General features: G+C 63.0%; 9 protein-coding genes. 8 read left to right on the top strand and 1 reads right to left on the bottom strand.

The window, feature by feature from the left end; all coding sequences use genetic code 11:
* The first annotated feature begins 2 nt into the window (after positions 1-2).
* The 8 genes from bcsQ to ACMGGK_RS23310 all read left to right on the top strand — a co-directional run bounded on the left by bcsQ (position 3) and on the right by ACMGGK_RS23310 (position 15845).
* Positions 3-743, top strand: coding sequence for a cellulose biosynthesis protein BcsQ (gene bcsQ, locus ACMGGK_RS23345; protein WP_049300321.1), 741 nt, complete (start codon positions 3-5; stop codon positions 741-743).
* Positions 740-3343 (top strand): UDP-forming cellulose synthase catalytic subunit, encoded by a 2604-nt coding sequence (bcsA, locus tag ACMGGK_RS23340; protein ID WP_016929519.1) that lies wholly within the window; start codon positions 740-742, stop codon positions 3341-3343. The genes bcsQ and bcsA overlap by 4 nt, the downstream gene beginning before the upstream one ends.
* Before the next feature lie 62 nt (positions 3344-3405).
* Positions 3406-5712: a cellulose biosynthesis cyclic di-GMP-binding regulatory protein BcsB gene (bcsB, locus tag ACMGGK_RS23335; protein ID WP_420277326.1), complete on the top strand. Its 2307-nt coding sequence runs from the start codon at positions 3406-3408 to the stop codon at positions 5710-5712.
* 5 nt (positions 5713-5717) lie between these two features.
* Entirely contained in the window at positions 5718-6830 is a 1113-nt protein-coding gene (gene bcsZ, locus ACMGGK_RS23330; protein ID WP_028127821.1) for a cellulose synthase complex periplasmic endoglucanase BcsZ, read from the top strand.
* Positions 6812-10285: a cellulose synthase complex outer membrane protein BcsC gene (gene bcsC / locus ACMGGK_RS23325; protein WP_420277325.1), complete on the top strand. Its 3474-nt coding sequence runs from the start codon at positions 6812-6814 to the stop codon at positions 10283-10285. Before bcsZ ends, bcsC begins: the two co-directional genes overlap by 19 nt.
* Before the next feature lie 230 nt (positions 10286-10515).
* Entirely contained in the window at positions 10516-12522 is a 2007-nt protein-coding gene (gene hmsP, locus ACMGGK_RS23320; protein ID WP_028127370.1) for a biofilm formation regulator HmsP, read from the top strand.
* Between the two features lie 273 nt (positions 12523-12795).
* Positions 12796-14082 carry a dicarboxylate/amino acid:cation symporter gene (locus ACMGGK_RS23315; RefSeq protein ID WP_016929514.1) on the top strand — a complete coding sequence of 429 codons (1287 nt, stop codon included), beginning with the start codon at positions 12796-12798 and terminating at the stop codon, positions 14080-14082.
* A 260-nt stretch (positions 14083-14342) separates the two neighbouring features.
* Positions 14343-15845 carry a M16 family metallopeptidase gene (locus tag ACMGGK_RS23310; protein WP_116403981.1) on the top strand — a complete coding sequence of 501 codons (1503 nt, stop codon included), beginning with the start codon at positions 14343-14345 and terminating at the stop codon, positions 15843-15845.
* Positions 15846-15871: 26 nt separating this feature from the next.
* On the opposite strand, the gene ppiC is transcribed toward ACMGGK_RS23310, so the two are convergent.
* Complete coding sequence (gene ppiC, locus ACMGGK_RS23305) at positions 15872-16153, bottom strand: peptidylprolyl isomerase PpiC (protein ID WP_004934175.1); 282 nt, start codon at positions 16151-16153, stop codon at positions 15872-15874.
* Positions 16154-16222 lie beyond the last annotated feature (69 nt).

Raw genomic sequence — 16222 nt, 5'->3', positions numbered from 1 at the left:
CTATGCCGGTGCTCGCGCTGCAAGGGTTGCGGGGTGGAATGGGGACGACCTCGGTCACGGCGGCGCTCGCCTGGGCGTTGCAGCAACTGGGCGAGTCGGTGCTGGCGATCGACTTCACGCCGGATAATCTGCTGCGCTTGCATTTCAACACGCCGTTCGAGCTGGCGCGCGGCTGGGCCCGCGCAGAGCAGGATGGCGGCGCTTGGCAGGAAGGTGCGCTGCGTTATTGTGAAAACCTCGACTTTCTGCCTTTTGGCCGCCTGAATGGGGCGGAAAGGCTGGAAGTGCAGCGCCAGTGTCGTCAACAGCCGGAACGCTGGCGCGAGAACCTGCGCCAACTGATCGCCGGCGATCCGCAGCGCTGGATCCTGCTGGATGTCCCGGTCGGGGACGGCGTGTTGGCGCAGCAGGCGCTGCAGCTTGCCGACAGCGTGTTCGTGCTGTTGAACCCCGACGCCAACTGTCAGGTGCGGCTCCATCAACAGACGCTGCCGAACGACTGCCGTTTCCTGGTCAATCACTACTCCTCCGCCAGCCAGCTGCAGCAGGATCTGCATCAGCTGTGGCTGCAAACCCTGAGCGGCCTGCTGCCGGTGGTGATCCACCGCGACGAAGCGTTGGCGGAAGCGCTGGCGGTCAAACAGCCGTTGGGCGAGTATCGCCCCGAGAGCCTGGCGGCGGATGAAGTGCTGACGCTGGCCAACTGGTGCCTGATCAACCTCAAACGGGGCGTTGCGCCATGAGCCGGGTGCTGAGCCTGCTGCTGGTGCCGCCGGTGCGTCAGGCGGTACAGGCGCGCTACCGCGGCTATCGCCGCAACGGCGCGTCGGCGCTGACCGCCTTTTTCGCCACGCTGCTGGTGGCGCTGGGGTGGATGCTGCTGCGCTTCGAGTCACCGGCCTGGCAGCGCGTGCGCGTCGGCCGCGCTTACTGGTTCCCGCATCTGTCCGCCGAACGCCCGCGCCCGGCGGATGCGCTGCGCTATCTGCTGCAGGGTCTGTGGCTGCTGCTGTTTCGCAGCGGCCGCGCGCCGGTGCCGCGCGACTATTTCGCCGGGTGGCGGCGGCTGCAGCAGCGCTACGCCGATTGGCTGCAGAGCCTGCCGCAACGGCTGAAAAACGCCGGCGTGGAACAGCGTTCGGTAGAGCGCCTCGGCCGCATGAACCGCGGCATGCGACGCGCGCTGTTTATTCTGGTCGGCGTGTTGGCGGCGATCCTCGCCATGCTGTGCATCTCGCAACCGTTCGATCTGTCGGCGCAGTTCGTGTTCGTCGTGCTGCTGTGGGGGATCGCGATGGTGGTGCGCCGGGTGCCGGGGCGTTTGCCTGCGCTGATGCTGATCGTGCTGTCGCTGACCGTTTCCTGTCGTTACCTGTGGTGGCGTTATACCGCCACGCTGAACTGGGACGACCCGCTCAGCCTGGTGTGCGGCCTGTTGCTGCTGGTGGCGGAAACCTACGCCTGGGTGGTGCTGGTGCTGGGCTATTTCCAGACCGTCTGGCCGCTTAACCGCCAGCCGGTGCCGTTGCCCGCTGACAGCGCCACCTGGCCGACCATCGATCTGATGGTGCCGACCTACAACGAAGATCTCGGGGTGGTGAAGCCCACCATCTATGCGGCGTTGGGCATCGACTGGCCGAAAGAGAAAGTGAACATCTATATCCTCGACGACGGCAATCGCCCTGAATTCCGGGCGTTCGCCGCCGAAGTGGGGGTGAAATACATCGCCAGGCCGACCCACGAACACGCCAAGGCCGGCAACATCAACAATGCGCTGAAGCAGGCCACCGGCGAGTTCGTGGCGATTTTCGACTGCGACCACGTGCCGACGCGCTCCTTCCTGCAACTGACCATGGGCTGGTTCTTCAAAGACAAAAAGCTGGCGATGCTGCAGACCCCGCACCACTTTTTCTCGCCGGATCCGTTCGAGCGCAACCTCGGCCGCTTCCGCCAGACGCCCAACGAGGGCACCTTGTTCTACGGGCTGGTGCAGGACGGCAACGACATGTGGGACGCGACCTTCTTCTGCGGCTCTTGCGCCATCCTGCGCCGCAGCGCGCTGGATGAGATCGGCGGCATCGCGGTGGAAACCGTCACCGAAGACGCCCACACCTCGCTGCGCTTGCACCGGCGCGGACACACCTCGGCCTATATCCGCATTCCGCAGGCCGCCGGGCTGGCGACCGAAAGCCTGTCGGCGCACATCGGCCAGCGCATTCGCTGGGCGCGCGGCATGGTGCAGATCTTCCGGCTCGACAACCCGCTGCTGGGCAAGGGGCTGAAACTGGCGCAGCGCCTGTGCTACGCCAACGCCATGCTGCACTTTCTGTCGGGCATTCCGCGGCTGATCTTCCTCACCGCGCCGCTGGCGTTTTTACTGCTGCATGCCTACATCATCTTCGCGCCGGCGCTGGCGATCGCGCTTTATGTGCTGCCGCACATGATCCACGCCAGCCTGACCAACTCGCGCATCCAGGGGAAATACCGCCATTCGTTCTGGAGCGAAATCTATGAAACGGTGCTGGCCTGGTATATCGCGCGGCCGACGACGGTGGCGCTGTTCAATCCGCACAAGGGCAAATTCAACGTGACCGCCAAGGGCGGGCTGGTGGAGGAGGAGCACGTCGACTGGGTGATCACCCGTCCTTACATGTTCCTGGTGGTCCTGAACCTGGCCGGGCTGGCGTTCGGCGCCTGGCGGCTGGCCTATGGCCCGACGGACGAGGTGATGACGGTGATCATCAGCCTGGTGTGGGTGCTGTACAACATGACCATTCTCGGCGGCGCGGTGGCGGTGGCGGTGGAGGCCAAGCAGGTGCGTCAGGCGCACCGCGTGGAGATCGCCATGCCGGCGGCGATCGCGCGTGCCGATGGCCACCTCTACCCCTGCACGCTGCGCGATTACTCCGACGGCGGCGTGGGCATTGAGATGCGAGTGGAAAACGCGTTGAAAGACGGCGACAAGGCCTCGCTGCTGCTCAAGCGCGGCCAGCAGGAGTACAGCTTCCCCTGTGTGGTGACGCGCGCCTTCGGCAACAAGGTGGGGGTGCGTCTGGTCAGTCTCTCCACCCGTGAACACATCGATTTCATTCAGTGCACCTTCGCCCGCGCCGATACCTGGGCGCTGTGGCAGGACGGGTTCCCTGAAGACCGGCCGATCGAAAGCCTGCGCGACGTGCTGGCGTTGGGCTTCCGGGGCTATGTGCGCATGGCGGACTACGCGCCGCCGCTGGTGCGCGGTCTGCTGGTCGGGGTCACGTCGCTGACCGCCTGGGTCGTGTCGTTTATTCCGCGCGGCGTCGGCAGGGATCCGACCTTGGATCAACAAGAAACAGTGGGTTAGCTGCGAGTTCAACCGCCCGCTCACTCGCCCGGTGAACAGGCTCCAACATTGATGATGATACGATGACGCGAAAAATAACCTGGTTAACTGCTCTGGCCTTAGGCATCAGTACCCTGTCGCAGGCCGAAACCGCCACTGCGCCGACCGTGGCGGCTCAGCCGCCGATCGCCGCGGCGGCCGATACGGCGACCGCGCCGCCGCCGGCCGCCGCGCCGCAGGATCCGAATGCGCCGGTGCGCGACGTATCGCTGCCGTTTGCGCAGATAGCGCCGCCGCCGGGCACCTTTGTTCTGCGCGGCACCCGGCCGGATGGACAGATCGAATTCGGCGTGCGCAGCGATGAGGTGGTCTCGCAGGCGATGCTCGATATGGAGTTTACGCCGTCGCCGGCGCTGATCCCGGTGGAGTCGCACGTCAAGGTCTATCTGAACGACGAACTGATGGGCGTGACCACCCTCGCCAAAGAGCAGCTGGGCAAGCCCAATCGCATCCAAATGGCGATCGATCCGCGCTATATCACCGATTTTAACCGCGTCAGGCTGGTGTTTGTCGGCCATTATCAGAACATCTGCGAAAACCCGGCCAGCACTTCGCTGTGGCTCGACGTCAGCAAGTCCAGCGCGCTGAAGCTGCGTTTCCAGACGCTGCCGGTGAAAAACGAGCTGTCGCACTTCCCTGAGCCGTTCTTCGACAGCCGCGATAATCGGCCGCTGACGCTGCCGATGGTATTCGCCGGCCAGCCTGATCTCGCCCAGCAGCGCGCGGCGGGCATTCTGGCCTCGTGGTTCGGCAGCAAGGCGCAGTGGCGCGGGCAATCCTTCCCGACGCTGTACAATGCGCTGCCGACGCAGCACGCGGTGGTGTTCGCCACCAACTCGCAGCGCCCGGATTTCCTGCGCGATTATCCGGCGGTCAACGGCCCGACGGTGGAGATGATCAGCCACCCCGACAATCCGTACGTCAAACTGCTGTTGATTCAGGGGCGTGACGACAACGATTTGATCACCGCGGTGAAGGGCATCGCGCAGGGTAACATCCTGTTCCGCGGCCAGAACGTGACGGTGGACAAGGTGGAACAGCTCGCGCCGCGCCAGCCTTACGACGCGCCGAACTGGGTGCGCACCGATCGGCCGATGACCTTCGCCGAGCTGCAGCAATATGCCGAACAGCTGCAAACCAGCGGCATCGAGCCCGGCCCGATTTCGCTGACCATGAACCTGCCGCCGGACCTGTTCCTGATCCGCAGCACCGGTATCGATATGCACCTGAAATACCGCTATACCGCGCCGCGCATTCAGGATGGTTCGCGGCTGAGCGTCAGCCTGAACAACCAGTTCGTGCAGGCTTACTCGCTGATGCCGGAACACGAGCAGGGCGCGCAGCTGCTGCGCCTGCCGTTGACGCAGGGGCTGCTCGACTCCGACAAGAACGTCAGTATCCCGGCGCTGCGGCTGGGCGCCACCAACCAGCTGCGCTTTGACTTTGACTACACCACGCTGCTGGCCAGCGGCGCGGAAGGGCGCTGCGAAACCTACTCCTTCACGCAAAACCACGCGGTGATCGACGGCGCGTCTACCATCGATTTCTCCGGTTATCGCCACTTTATGGCGATGCCGGACTTGCGCGCCTTCGCCAACGCCGGCTTCCCGTTCAGCCGCCTGGCGGATCTGTCGCAAACGCTGGTGTTGGTGAACCAGAAACCGCAGCCGGCGCAGGTCAGCGCGCTGCTGAACGCGCTTGGCGTGATCGGCGCGCAAACCGGCTACCCGGCGCTGGCCTTTACGCTGAGCGACGACTGGTCGCAGGCCAAGGATCGTGACGACGATATTCTGATGGTCGGCACCATTCCGCCGGCGCTGCGCGACGACAAGAAAATCAGCCTGCTGGTGGACGCCACCCAAAGCTGGGTGAAGCAGCCGACGCGACAGCCGCCGCTGCCGAGCGCGGAATTGCTGGCGGAGGACGCCAAGCCGGACAGCAAGACCACCGTCAGTTCCGAGGGCGCGATGTCGGCGATCATCGGCGTGCAATCGCCGTTCAACGATCAGCGCAGCATCGTGGCGCTGCTGGCGGACAGCCCGCGCGGCTATGAGTTGCTGAACAATGCCCTGCTGGACAGCGGCAAGCGCGCCGCGGTGTTCGGCTCGGTGGCGGTGATCCGCGAATCGGGGGTCAACAGCTTGCGCGTCGGCGATGTTTACTATGTCGGCCACCTGCCGTGGTGGGAGCGGCTGTGGTATGCCCTTTCCACCCATCCGGTACTGCTGGCGGTGATCGCGGTGGTGCTGGTGGTGATCCTGGGGCTGATGCTGTGGCGCGGCCTGAAGGCCTTCAGCCGGCGTCGTCTGGCGCCTGAAGATCGGGATTGACGGCGGTGAACGCGATGCTGCAACGCCTGTCGCTCGGCATGCTGCTGCTGTGTGCCTTCAGCGCCGCCGCGGCCTGCGAGTGGCCGGGTTGGCAACAGTACAAGCAATTCTACATCAGCCCGCAGGGGCGGGTGATCGACCCAAGCAGCCCGAACAAAATCACCACCTCCGAGGGACAGAGTTACGGCCTGTTTTTCGCCCTGGTGGCCAACGACCGGCCGACCTTCGACCTGTTGTTGACCTGGACGGAGAACAATCTGGCGGCGGGCGATCTCAGCGCCCGCTTGCCCGCCTGGCTGTGGGGAGAGAGCGACGATAAGCAGTGGAAGGTGCTGGACGCCAACTCGGCGTCGGACGCCGACCTGTGGATTGCTTACAACCTGCTCGAAGCCGGCCGCCTGTGGAAAAGCCGGCGTTATCAAACCCTGGGAACGCTGCTGCTGCAACGCATCGGCCGCGAGGAAGTGGCCGACATTCCCGGCCTGGGCCTGATGCTGCTGCCGGGCAAAGTCGGGTTCGTGGCGGAAGATCGCTGGCGGCTGAATCCCAGCTACCTGCCGCCGCAGCTGTTGGCGCGTTTTGCGGCGCTGAACGGCCCATGGCGTGCGATGCGCGAGATCAATCAGCGACTGTGGCTGGACACCGCGCCGCACGGCTTCTCGCCGGATTGGGTGGTGTGGCGGGTCGGCGCCGGTTGGCAGCCGGACACCGTCAAGCCAAACGTCGGCAGCTACGACGCCATTCGGGTTTATCTGTGGGCCGGCATGCTGGCGGACGACGATGAACACAAGGCGGCGCTGCTTGAACGCTTCCAGCCGATGGCGCAGCTCACTGCCAAACAGGGCGTTCCGCCGGAGAAAACCGATACCGCCAGCGGCAAAACTACCGGCGACGGCCCGGTCGGTTTCTCCGCTTCTATGCTGCCGATGCTGGCGACGCAGGCTGAAGCGCTGGCGGTGCAGCGGCAGCGCATCAGCGAGCATCCGCCGGGTGATGACGCCTATTTCAGCGCCTCGCTGACCCTGTTCGGTCAGGGATGGGATCAACAACGTTATCGCTTTAATCGTCAGGGTGAATTGCAACCCTCGTGGGACGGCCAATGCACAACTTCAAAATAAACTGGCTGAATTTGATTCCGCTGAGCCTGGCGATGCTGCCGCAGGCGCGCGCTGCGGAGGCCGTGGCCCCGGAACAGTGGCTGCTGGAACAGGTGCGCATTGGCGAGGCCGGCAACAAGGACGATCTGGTGCGCCAGTCGCTGTACCGGCTCGAGCTGATGGATCCGAACAACCCGGACGTGATCGCCGCGCGCATGCGTTTGGCGCTGCGGCAGGGCAACATGGCGCTGGCGCAGCAGCAGTTGGACAAGCTGAAAACCCTCGCGCCGCAGTCCAGCGCCTATCGCCAGGCGCAAATGAACATGCTGCTGACCCAGCCGGAAACCCGGCAAAAGCTGCAGCAGGCGCGCCTGATGGCGACCGCCGGCCGGTTGCCGGAAGCCAAAGCGCAGTACGATGCGCTGTTTCACGGCGAGCCGCCGACGCTCGATCTGGCGGTAGAATACTGGCGGCTGGTGGCGCGTTTGCCGGGGCAGGAGGCGAAGGCGTTAAAGCAGCTGCAGGCGCTGGATCAGCAATATTCAGGCAATGTGGCGCTGCGCATGTCGCTGGCGCGTATGCTGTTCAGTCAGAACCAGGACGCGCAGGCCTTTGAACTGCTGCAGAAGATCGCCGCCGATCCGGCCGGGCGCGGTGACGCCGCCGATCTGTGGCTGGACAAGGTCAAAGCGATGCCGGTCAGCGCGCAGAGCGTAGCGGCGCTCAACCGTTTCCTCGGCGTATTCGACACCGGCGATCAGGCGACCAGCGCCCGCGAAGAACTGGCCAGACAGCAGAAGCTGTTGGCCGATCCGGCTTATCAGGCGCGGGTGCGCGGTCTGGCGCAGGTGGATAAAGGCGGCAGCCGGGCAGCCATTCCAGAGTTGCAAAAGGCGCTGGCGGCGGCGCCGAACGACGCCGAGGTGCTGGGCGCGCTCGGCCAGGCCTACTCGCGCGCCGGCAACCGCCCGCAGGCGCTGAAGCTGTTTCGCCAGGCGCTGGCCGCCGACAAGAGCGGCTACGGCAGCGGCAAATGGCAGAGTCTGATCAAGAGCACCGGCTACTGGCTGGCGATCGACGAGGGCGACAAAGCGCTCAAGGCCGGCAATCTCGCGCTGGCTCGGCAGAAATATCAACAGGCGCGCCAGCTCGACGACGGCGACGGCGATGCGTTTATCGGCCTGGGCGATGTGGCGGTGGCGAGCAAGGATGACGCCGCGGCGGAAGGGTTTTATCAGCAGGCGTTGCGGCGCGATCCCGGCAACGGCAGCGCGCTGCGCGGCCTGGTGAATATCTATCAACGCCAGTCGCCGGAAAAAGCGCTGGCCTACCTCAACGGCCTGCCGCGCAGCCAACAGGCCAAGCTGCGCAGCACCCTCGACGGACTGCGGCTCGATATGTTGAAGCAGCAGGCGGAGACGCTGGCGGCACAGCAGCAGTGGCAGCAGGCGGCGGAAATCTATCGTCGCGCCCAGCCGATGGCGCCCGACGACGTCTGGCTGACCTATCGCTATGCGCAGGCGCTGCGTCAGGCCGGGCAGCCGCAGCAGGCGGACGCTCTGTTCCGGCAGCTGGCGCTGCGCCAACATGCCAATCCGCAGCTGACCTACGCCTATGCACTCTATCTTTCCGGCAGCGATCGCGACAGGCAGGCGCTGGCGCAGCTCAATACGCTGCCTGCGGCGCAATGGAACGACAACATGCGCGAACTGGCGCAGCGGCTGAAAATGCAGGCGGTAATCGAGCATGCCGAACGGCTGCGGGCCGCCGGTGACGAAGCGGCGGCGGAAGCCTATCTGCGTCGGCAGCCGGCGGACACCCGCATCGATTTGCTGCTCGCCGACTGGGCGCTGGCGCGCGGGGAGTATGCGGCGGCGCTGGACGACTATCAGCGGGTGAAACGGCGTGAACCGAACAACCCGGATGCGCAGCTGGGCGAGATCGAAGCCTATGTGGCGCAGGGGGATCTGGACGCGGCGCGTCAGCGGCTGAAAACCGAACCGCAGCCGCAAGACGCTTCGCTCAACAGCCAACGGCGGGTCGCCAACGCCTGGGGCGCGGTCGGCGATCCGCAGCAGGCCGACGCGCTCTTCAGCCGGCTGAAAACGGCGGCGGCTTCGGAGCCCGCCGGGCAGACCAAGGCGCTTGTTTATCGTGACGCCGCCCGGCTGGAACGGGCTCAGCAACAGCCTGAGCGGGCGCAGCAGGATTACCGCCAGGCGATGGTGGCCGGCGGCATCACGCCGACGCTGCCGCAGGATAATGACGGCTACACCTATTTGACGCGCAATAATCCGAACGACGACTGGCTGAAACGCGGCATCCGCTCCGACGCCGCGGATCTGTATCGACAGCAAGACGTGAACGTCACGCTCGATCACGATTACTGGCGTTCGAGCGGCACCGGCGGCATTTCCGACTTCAACGCGCACGACACCATGCTGCAGGTGGACATGCCGCTGTATGACGGGCGCACCTTCTTGCGGACCGACACCGTGCAGCTGGATGCCGGCCGCTTCTCGACCGACGGCAGCGGCAAGTACTACGAAACCTTCGGCACCTGCCACACGCAAGGGTGCCGCGGCGATGAACACCAGAAAACCACCGGCACCAGCGTGGCGGCCGGCTGGAAAAACGATCGCTGGGCCGCCGACATCGGCACGACGCCGATGGGCTTTGAGGTGGTCGACTGGACCGGCGGCCTGGCCTACAGCGGCGACTGGAACCACATTGGCTGGACGCTGGCGGCCTCGCGGCGGCCGATTTCCAGTTCGCTGCTGGCGTTCGGCGGCGCCAAAGACCCGAATACCGGCATCACCTGGGGCGGCGTGCGCGCCACCGGCGTCAGCCTGAGCGCCAGCTACGATCGCGGCGAGGCGAACGGCGTCTGGGCCGATCTCAGCGCGCATCAGATTACCGGCAAGAACGTGGCGGACAACCAGCGGCAACGGTTGATGGCCGGTTACTACTACAAGCTGATCAACGAAGACAATCGCCGCCTGAGCGTCGGGCTCAATACCATGCTGTGGCACTACCAGAAGGATTTGAGCGGCTATTCGCTGGGGCAGGGCGGCTATTACAGCCCGCAGCAATATCTGTCGCTGTCGCTGCCGGTCAACTACCGTCAGCGCACCGAGAACTGGTCGTGGGAGCTGGGCGGTTCGGTTTCACTGTCCCATTCCAAAACCGACAGCCAGCGCCGTTATCCGCTGCAGGGACTGATCCCGGATTCGTTGCCCGATAAGTTCGCCGTCGAGGACGGCAGCTCCTCGAGCGGCGTCGGTTATACCCTGCGGGCGATCGTCGAACGCCGTCTCAGTTCGCACTGGACGCTCGGCGCCGGCATCGACATTCAACAGGCGAAGGACTATACGCCGAGCCACGCGCTGATTTATCTGCGTTATTCCCTGGCCGGCTGGCAAGGGGATCTCGATTTGCCGCCGCAGCCGCTGACGCCTTACGCCGACTTCAAGTAGCCGGAAGGGGGAAAGATTCAGAGTGTCGGACGCCGGGGAGTTTTGTTACCCTGTGTGCGGGTCGCGTTTGTTCGCTTTAGGAAAAGACTGAAACCCGCGATTTTCTTGGTTTTGCCTGCGGCATAGCCAGATAAAAACAGCCGATGATCGAGTATACTCAGCCCGGTTCGAGGGGGCGGGTGAGAGTCAGCCCCCTTTTTTGTTTCAGCCCGATTTCACGGAGAGCAGGTTTGCGGGTCAGGCGTTCGTTAACGATTAAGCAGATGGCGACAGTGTCCGGCGTGGCGCTGGTTACGATCTGCATCTTTATCGTGATCCAGTTATTCCACTTTGTGCAGCAGCGCAGGGATGACTACGCCCAGCAACTGGAGAATATCGCCCACTCCGTGCGCCAGCCGCTGGCGGAGGCGGTGCTGCGCATGGACGTGCCGGAAGCCAAAAGGGTGCTGAACACGCTGTTGCCGGTCGGCATTCTCAGCCGGGCGGATATCGTCTTGCCGAACGAGTTTCAGGCGCTGCACGCCAATTTCCCGCCGGAGCGGCCGGTGCCGACGCTGATCGCCCGGTTGTTTGAGCTGCCTATCCAAATTTCCGTGCCGCTCTATTCGCTGGAACGGGTGCCGGCCAACCAGCAGCCGCTGGCCTATCTGGTGCTGCAAGCCGATTCGTTCCGCATGTACCAGTTTATCCTCAGCATTTTGTCGACCATGCTGTCGACCTATCTGTTGCTGGCGCTGATCCTGTCGGTGGCCATCACCTGGTGCATGAACCGGTTGATGGTGCATCCGCTGCGCGCGATGGCCAAAGAGCTGGAGAACATCTCGCAGGACGAAGCGCCCTATCACCAGCTGATGCTGCCGGCGCTGCACCAGGACGATGAGCTCGGCCTGCTGGTGCGCAATTACAACCGCAATCAACAGACGCTGGCCAAGGCGCATGCCGACATGAGCCGCCTGAGCACCCGCCACCCGGTGACCGAACTGCCGAATCCTGCATTGCTGAACGCGTTGCTGGAACAGCATATCGCCTCCAGTCTGCGCCCTGAGCGTTTTAACCTGCTGGTGATCGGCATCGAGACGCTGCATGAAGCGTCTGGCGTGATGAGCCCGGCGATGCGCGAAGCGCTGCTGCTGGCGCTGGCGAAGAAGCTGCGCGGCTGCATCGACGAAAACGGCGTGTTGGCGCAGCTGAGCAATACCGAATTCGCCATTCTGGCCAAGGGTATCGAGCGGCCGTTCCACGCCATGCAGCTGGCGCGGCGCATCATGGCGGAGATCAATGCGCCGTTGACGCTGGAAGGTCTGGCGCTGCGGCCCAACGCCAGCATCGGCATCGCGCACTACCTCAATCAGGGGGAGAGTGCGGAACAGCTGCTGCGCAGCGCCACCTCGGCGATGATGTCCGCGCACCGCGAAGGAAAAAATCAGATCCTGTTCTTCGAACCCAGCCTGACGGAACGCACGCAGAAGCGGCTGACGCAGGAGAGCGAGATCCTGCACGGCATCGAGCAGCGGCATTTCACGCTGTTCCTGCAGCCGCAGATCGACATGCAGTCCAACGAGGTGATCGGCGCCGAAGCGCTGCTGCGTTGGCAGCAGTATGACGGCAGCTATACCCTGCCGGCCGACGTTATCCCGCTCGCGGAAGAGCTGGGCGTGATCGTGCCTCTCGGCAACTGGGTGCTGGAAGAGTCTTGCCGCATCCTGGCGGACTGGCAACAACGCGGCATTGCGCTGCCGCTGGCGGTTAACGTTTCCGGAATTCAGATGCAGGATGAAGCGTTCGTCCCGCATCTGAAAAACCTGCTGGCGCAGTATCGGATCGATCCGCGCAAGCTGCTGCTGGAGATCACCGAGACGGTACGCATCGACGATCTCGATCGCGCCCTGGCGCTGCTGCGCGAGCTGCACGACCTGGGGCTGTCGATCGCGCTGGACGACTTCGGCATGGGCTACTCCAGCCTGGAGTACCTCAACCGCTTGAAATCCCTGCCGATCGATTTGATTAAGATCGACCGCAGTTTCATTCAGGGGCTGCCGGCCGACGATGCGATGGTGCGCATCGTCAGTTCGATCTCCGAAGTGCTGGCGTTGCCGGTAATGGCCGAAGGCGTGGAAAACGCCGAACAGCGCGACTGGCTGTTGCAGCACGGCATTCGCAGTGGGCAGGGATTCCTGTTCGCCCGGCCGCTGCCGCGCGAAGCATTCGAAGCCGAGTTTTGCCGCGCGGCGCGGTGAGCGTCGCGATACCTTTCCGGTACTTTTCCTCGTCCGAAAATCGCCATTCTTTATCTACCTCTTTTGCGTTAGTGCAAACAAAGGCTTACGCAATTTTCAGCTTTGCACCCCGACTGACGCGTTTCAGCTCTTAAATTCACATCAACCCCACACGGTGGGTGCAACAAATTATTTCCATGTTGTTAAGTGGGTGTTATTTTCCGCGCAAGCGATGAACAGGCTGGATTTTTAGACTGCTGCCTGATGCGTGTCTTCCCCCCATAGGATGTTCATATGAAAACAACGATCTTTAAGAGCCTCTATTTTCAGGTGCTGACGGCGATCACGCTGGGTATCCTGCTTGGCCATTTCTACCCTGACCTCGGCGCCGAGATGAAACCTCTGGGCGATGGCTTCGTCAAACTGATCAAGATGATCATCGCGCCGGTGATCTTCTGCACCGTGGTGACCGGCATCGCCGGCATGGAAAGCATGAAGGCGGTAGGGCGCACCGGCGCCATCGCGCTGCTGTATTTTGAAATCGTCAGCACCATCGCGCTGATTATCGGCCTGGTGATCGTCAACCTGGTGCAACCGGGCGCCGGCATGAACGTCGATCCCGGCACGCTGGACGCCAAAGCGGTAGCGGTCTACGCCGAGCAGGCGCAGCAGCAGGGCATCATCCCGTTCCTGCTGGACATCATCCCCGGCAGCGTGATCGGCGCGTTCGCCAGCGGCAACATTCTTCAGGTGCTGCTGTTCGCGGTGCTGTTCGGCTTCGCCCTGCATCGTCTGGGCGACAAAGGGCAGCTGATCTACAACGTGATCGACAGCTTCTCGCGGGTGATTTTCGGCATCATCAACATGATCATGCGCCTGGCGCCGCTGGGGGCCTTCGGCGCCATGGCGTTTACCATCGGTAAATACGGCGTCGGCACCCTGGTGCAACTCGGCCAGCTGATCGTGTGCTTCTATATCACCTGCATCCTGTTCGTGGTGGTGGTGTTGGGCAGCATCGCCCGCGCCAACGGCTTCAGCATCTTCAAATTCGTCAACTACATCAAAGAAGAGCTGCTGATCGTGCTGGGGACCTCGTCGTCCGAATCCGCGCTGCCGCGCATGCTGGATAAAATGGAGAAGCTGGGCTGCAAGAAATCGGTGGTGGGTCTGGTTATTCCGACCGGGTACTCCTTCAACCTGGACGGCACCTCTATCTACCTGACCATGGCCGCGGTGTTTATCGCTCAGGCGACCAACACCCACATGGATATCATGCATCAGATTACCCTGCTGGTGGTGTTGCTGCTCTCCTCCAAAGGGGCGGCGGGCGTGACCGGCAGCGGCTTTATCGTGTTGGCCGCCACCATCTCCGCCGTCGGCCACCTGCCGTTGGCCGGCCTGGCGCTGATCCTCGGCATCGACCGCTTCATGTCGGAAGCCCGCGCGTTGACCAACCTGGTGGGCAACGGGGTGGCGACCGTGGTGGTGGCCAAATGGTGTAACCAGCTGGATGAAAAACAGCTGAAAGACACGCTGAACAACAAAAACACCGGCGCGGACAAAACGCTGCCTTCCGCCTGATATCGGCGGTAAATCACCGGCCGCATCCGCGGCCGGTGAGCTTCTTCCCCTGCCTCGTAACGATTTTTTGCATTAAAAACCCCGCAATCCATTATTTTTCACTCTAATGAGTGACATCCGCAAAGGCGCGCGGTCTAACACGATGGTACACTTTCTGCTTTCCGCCCCACCGTGAAACTCAGGGCGTATTTTTATGATTCCATTGAATGGAATACACGCATTTGCATAAGAAATTGGATAGTCATTAAGTAGGGGTTCACATGCAGGGCACCAGAATTCATCTTATAGTTGGTGGGCTGCTATTGGCTGCAGCCAGTAGCAGCGTGCAGGCTGAAGCACTACAACCCGATCCTGCCTGGCAGCAGGGGGCGCTGGCCAACGGGTTTTCATGGCAGATTCTCGATACGCCGCAGCGGCCAAGCGACCGCGTGGAACTGCGGCTGATCGTCAATACCGGCTCTTTGGTGGAGTCTTCGCAGCAGACCGGTTTCGCCCACCTGCTGCCGCGGCTGGCGTTGGCGCGCAGCGAAAGCTTTACCGCGCCGCAGCTGCGCGCCCTGTGGCAACAGAGCGTGGATAACGAGCGGCCGCTGCCGCCGGCTATCATCTCGTATGATTTCACCATGTATAACCTCAGCCTGCCGAACAACCGGCCCGACCTGCTGAAAGAAGCGCTGGCCTGGCTGGCGGACACCACCGGCAAACTGGCGATCGACGAGCATACGGTGCATGCGGTGATGAATTCCACCATCAATCCGGTCGGCACTTTCCCGCCCAATACCCAAGATGTCTGGTGGCGTTACCGCCTGAAAGGTTCGACGCTGCTGGCGCACGATCCGGCTCAGCCGGCGAAACGGCCGGTCAACCTCGAGCAGTTGAAGAAATTTTATCAGCAGTGGTATACCCCGGACGCCATGACGCTGTTCGTGGTCGGCAAGGTTGACAGCCGCAGCCTGGGCGAGCAGATCAACAAGGCGTTCTCACCGCTGCAAGGCAAACGTGAAACCCCGGCCCCGATGCCGACGCTGACACCGCTGCCGCAGCAGCCGGTGAGCCTGATCAGCGAGCAGGTGAAACAGGATACGCTGTCGATCATGTGGGATTCGCCGTGGCACCCGATTCGCGATTCGCAGAGCCTGCTTCGTTACTGGCGTGGCGATCTCGCCCGCGAGGCGCTGTTCTGGCATCTTCAGCAGACGCTGGAAAAAAGCGACCAGAAGAGCCTGCATCTGGGCTTTGACTGCCGCGTGCAGTACCAGCGCGGGCAGTGCGCCATCCATCTGGATACGCCGAACAACAACCTGAACGGCAGCCTGGGCTTTATCGCTCGCGAGCTGGCCAACGTGCGTGACAACGGCCTGTCGAAAGAGGAATTCGATGCGCTGCTGGCGCAGAAAAACGATCAGCTGAGCAAGCTGTTCGCGACCTACGCCCGCACCGACACCGATGTGCTGATGAGCCAGCGCCTACGCTCGCAGCAGAGCGGGGTGGTGGATATTGCGCCGGAGCTGTATCAGAAACTGCGCCAGGAATTCCTGTCCAGCCTGACGCTGGAGACGCTGAATCAGGCGCTGAAGCTGCAGCTTTCTCAGGAGGCGACGCTGGTGCTGATGCAGCCGAAGGGCGAGCCGGAAATGAGCATGAAGCAGCTGCAGGAAACCTATGACGGCATCATGATGCCGGCGCCGGCGGTGGTGACGGAAGAAGCCAAGCCGGCCGACGCTGCGGTGGCTGCGCCGGCGACGGACGCCGGCGCGCAGTAATATCGCGACAGGGGGCTCAGGCCCCCTCAGTTGCGATACAGCACCTTGATGATGTGGTAACCGAACTGGGTTTTGACCGGGCCGTAAGGTTTGAGCAGCGGTATGCTGAACACCGCTTTATCGAACGCAGGCACCATCGCGCCCTTGTTGAATTCGCCCAGCGAGCCGCCGTTGCGTTTTGACGGGCAGCTCGAATATTTGCGCGCCAGCGTGTCGAAGCTGACGCCGCGCTTCAGCTTGGCCAGCAGCTCGTTGGCCAGCTTTTCATTGTCTACCAGAATGTGCAGGGCGCACGCCGTTTTTGCCATGGTATTGCCTTTGTCGATGCGAAAATTGCGCTGATTATACCCGCTAAATCTCATCGGCGCTTTCTGCTA

This window comes from Serratia sp. BNK-33-b (genome assembly GCF_048684565.1).
Taxonomy (GTDB): domain Bacteria; phylum Pseudomonadota; class Gammaproteobacteria; order Enterobacterales; family Enterobacteriaceae; genus Serratia; species Serratia marcescens.
This window is presented reverse-complemented; position numbering and strand designations above follow the sequence as displayed.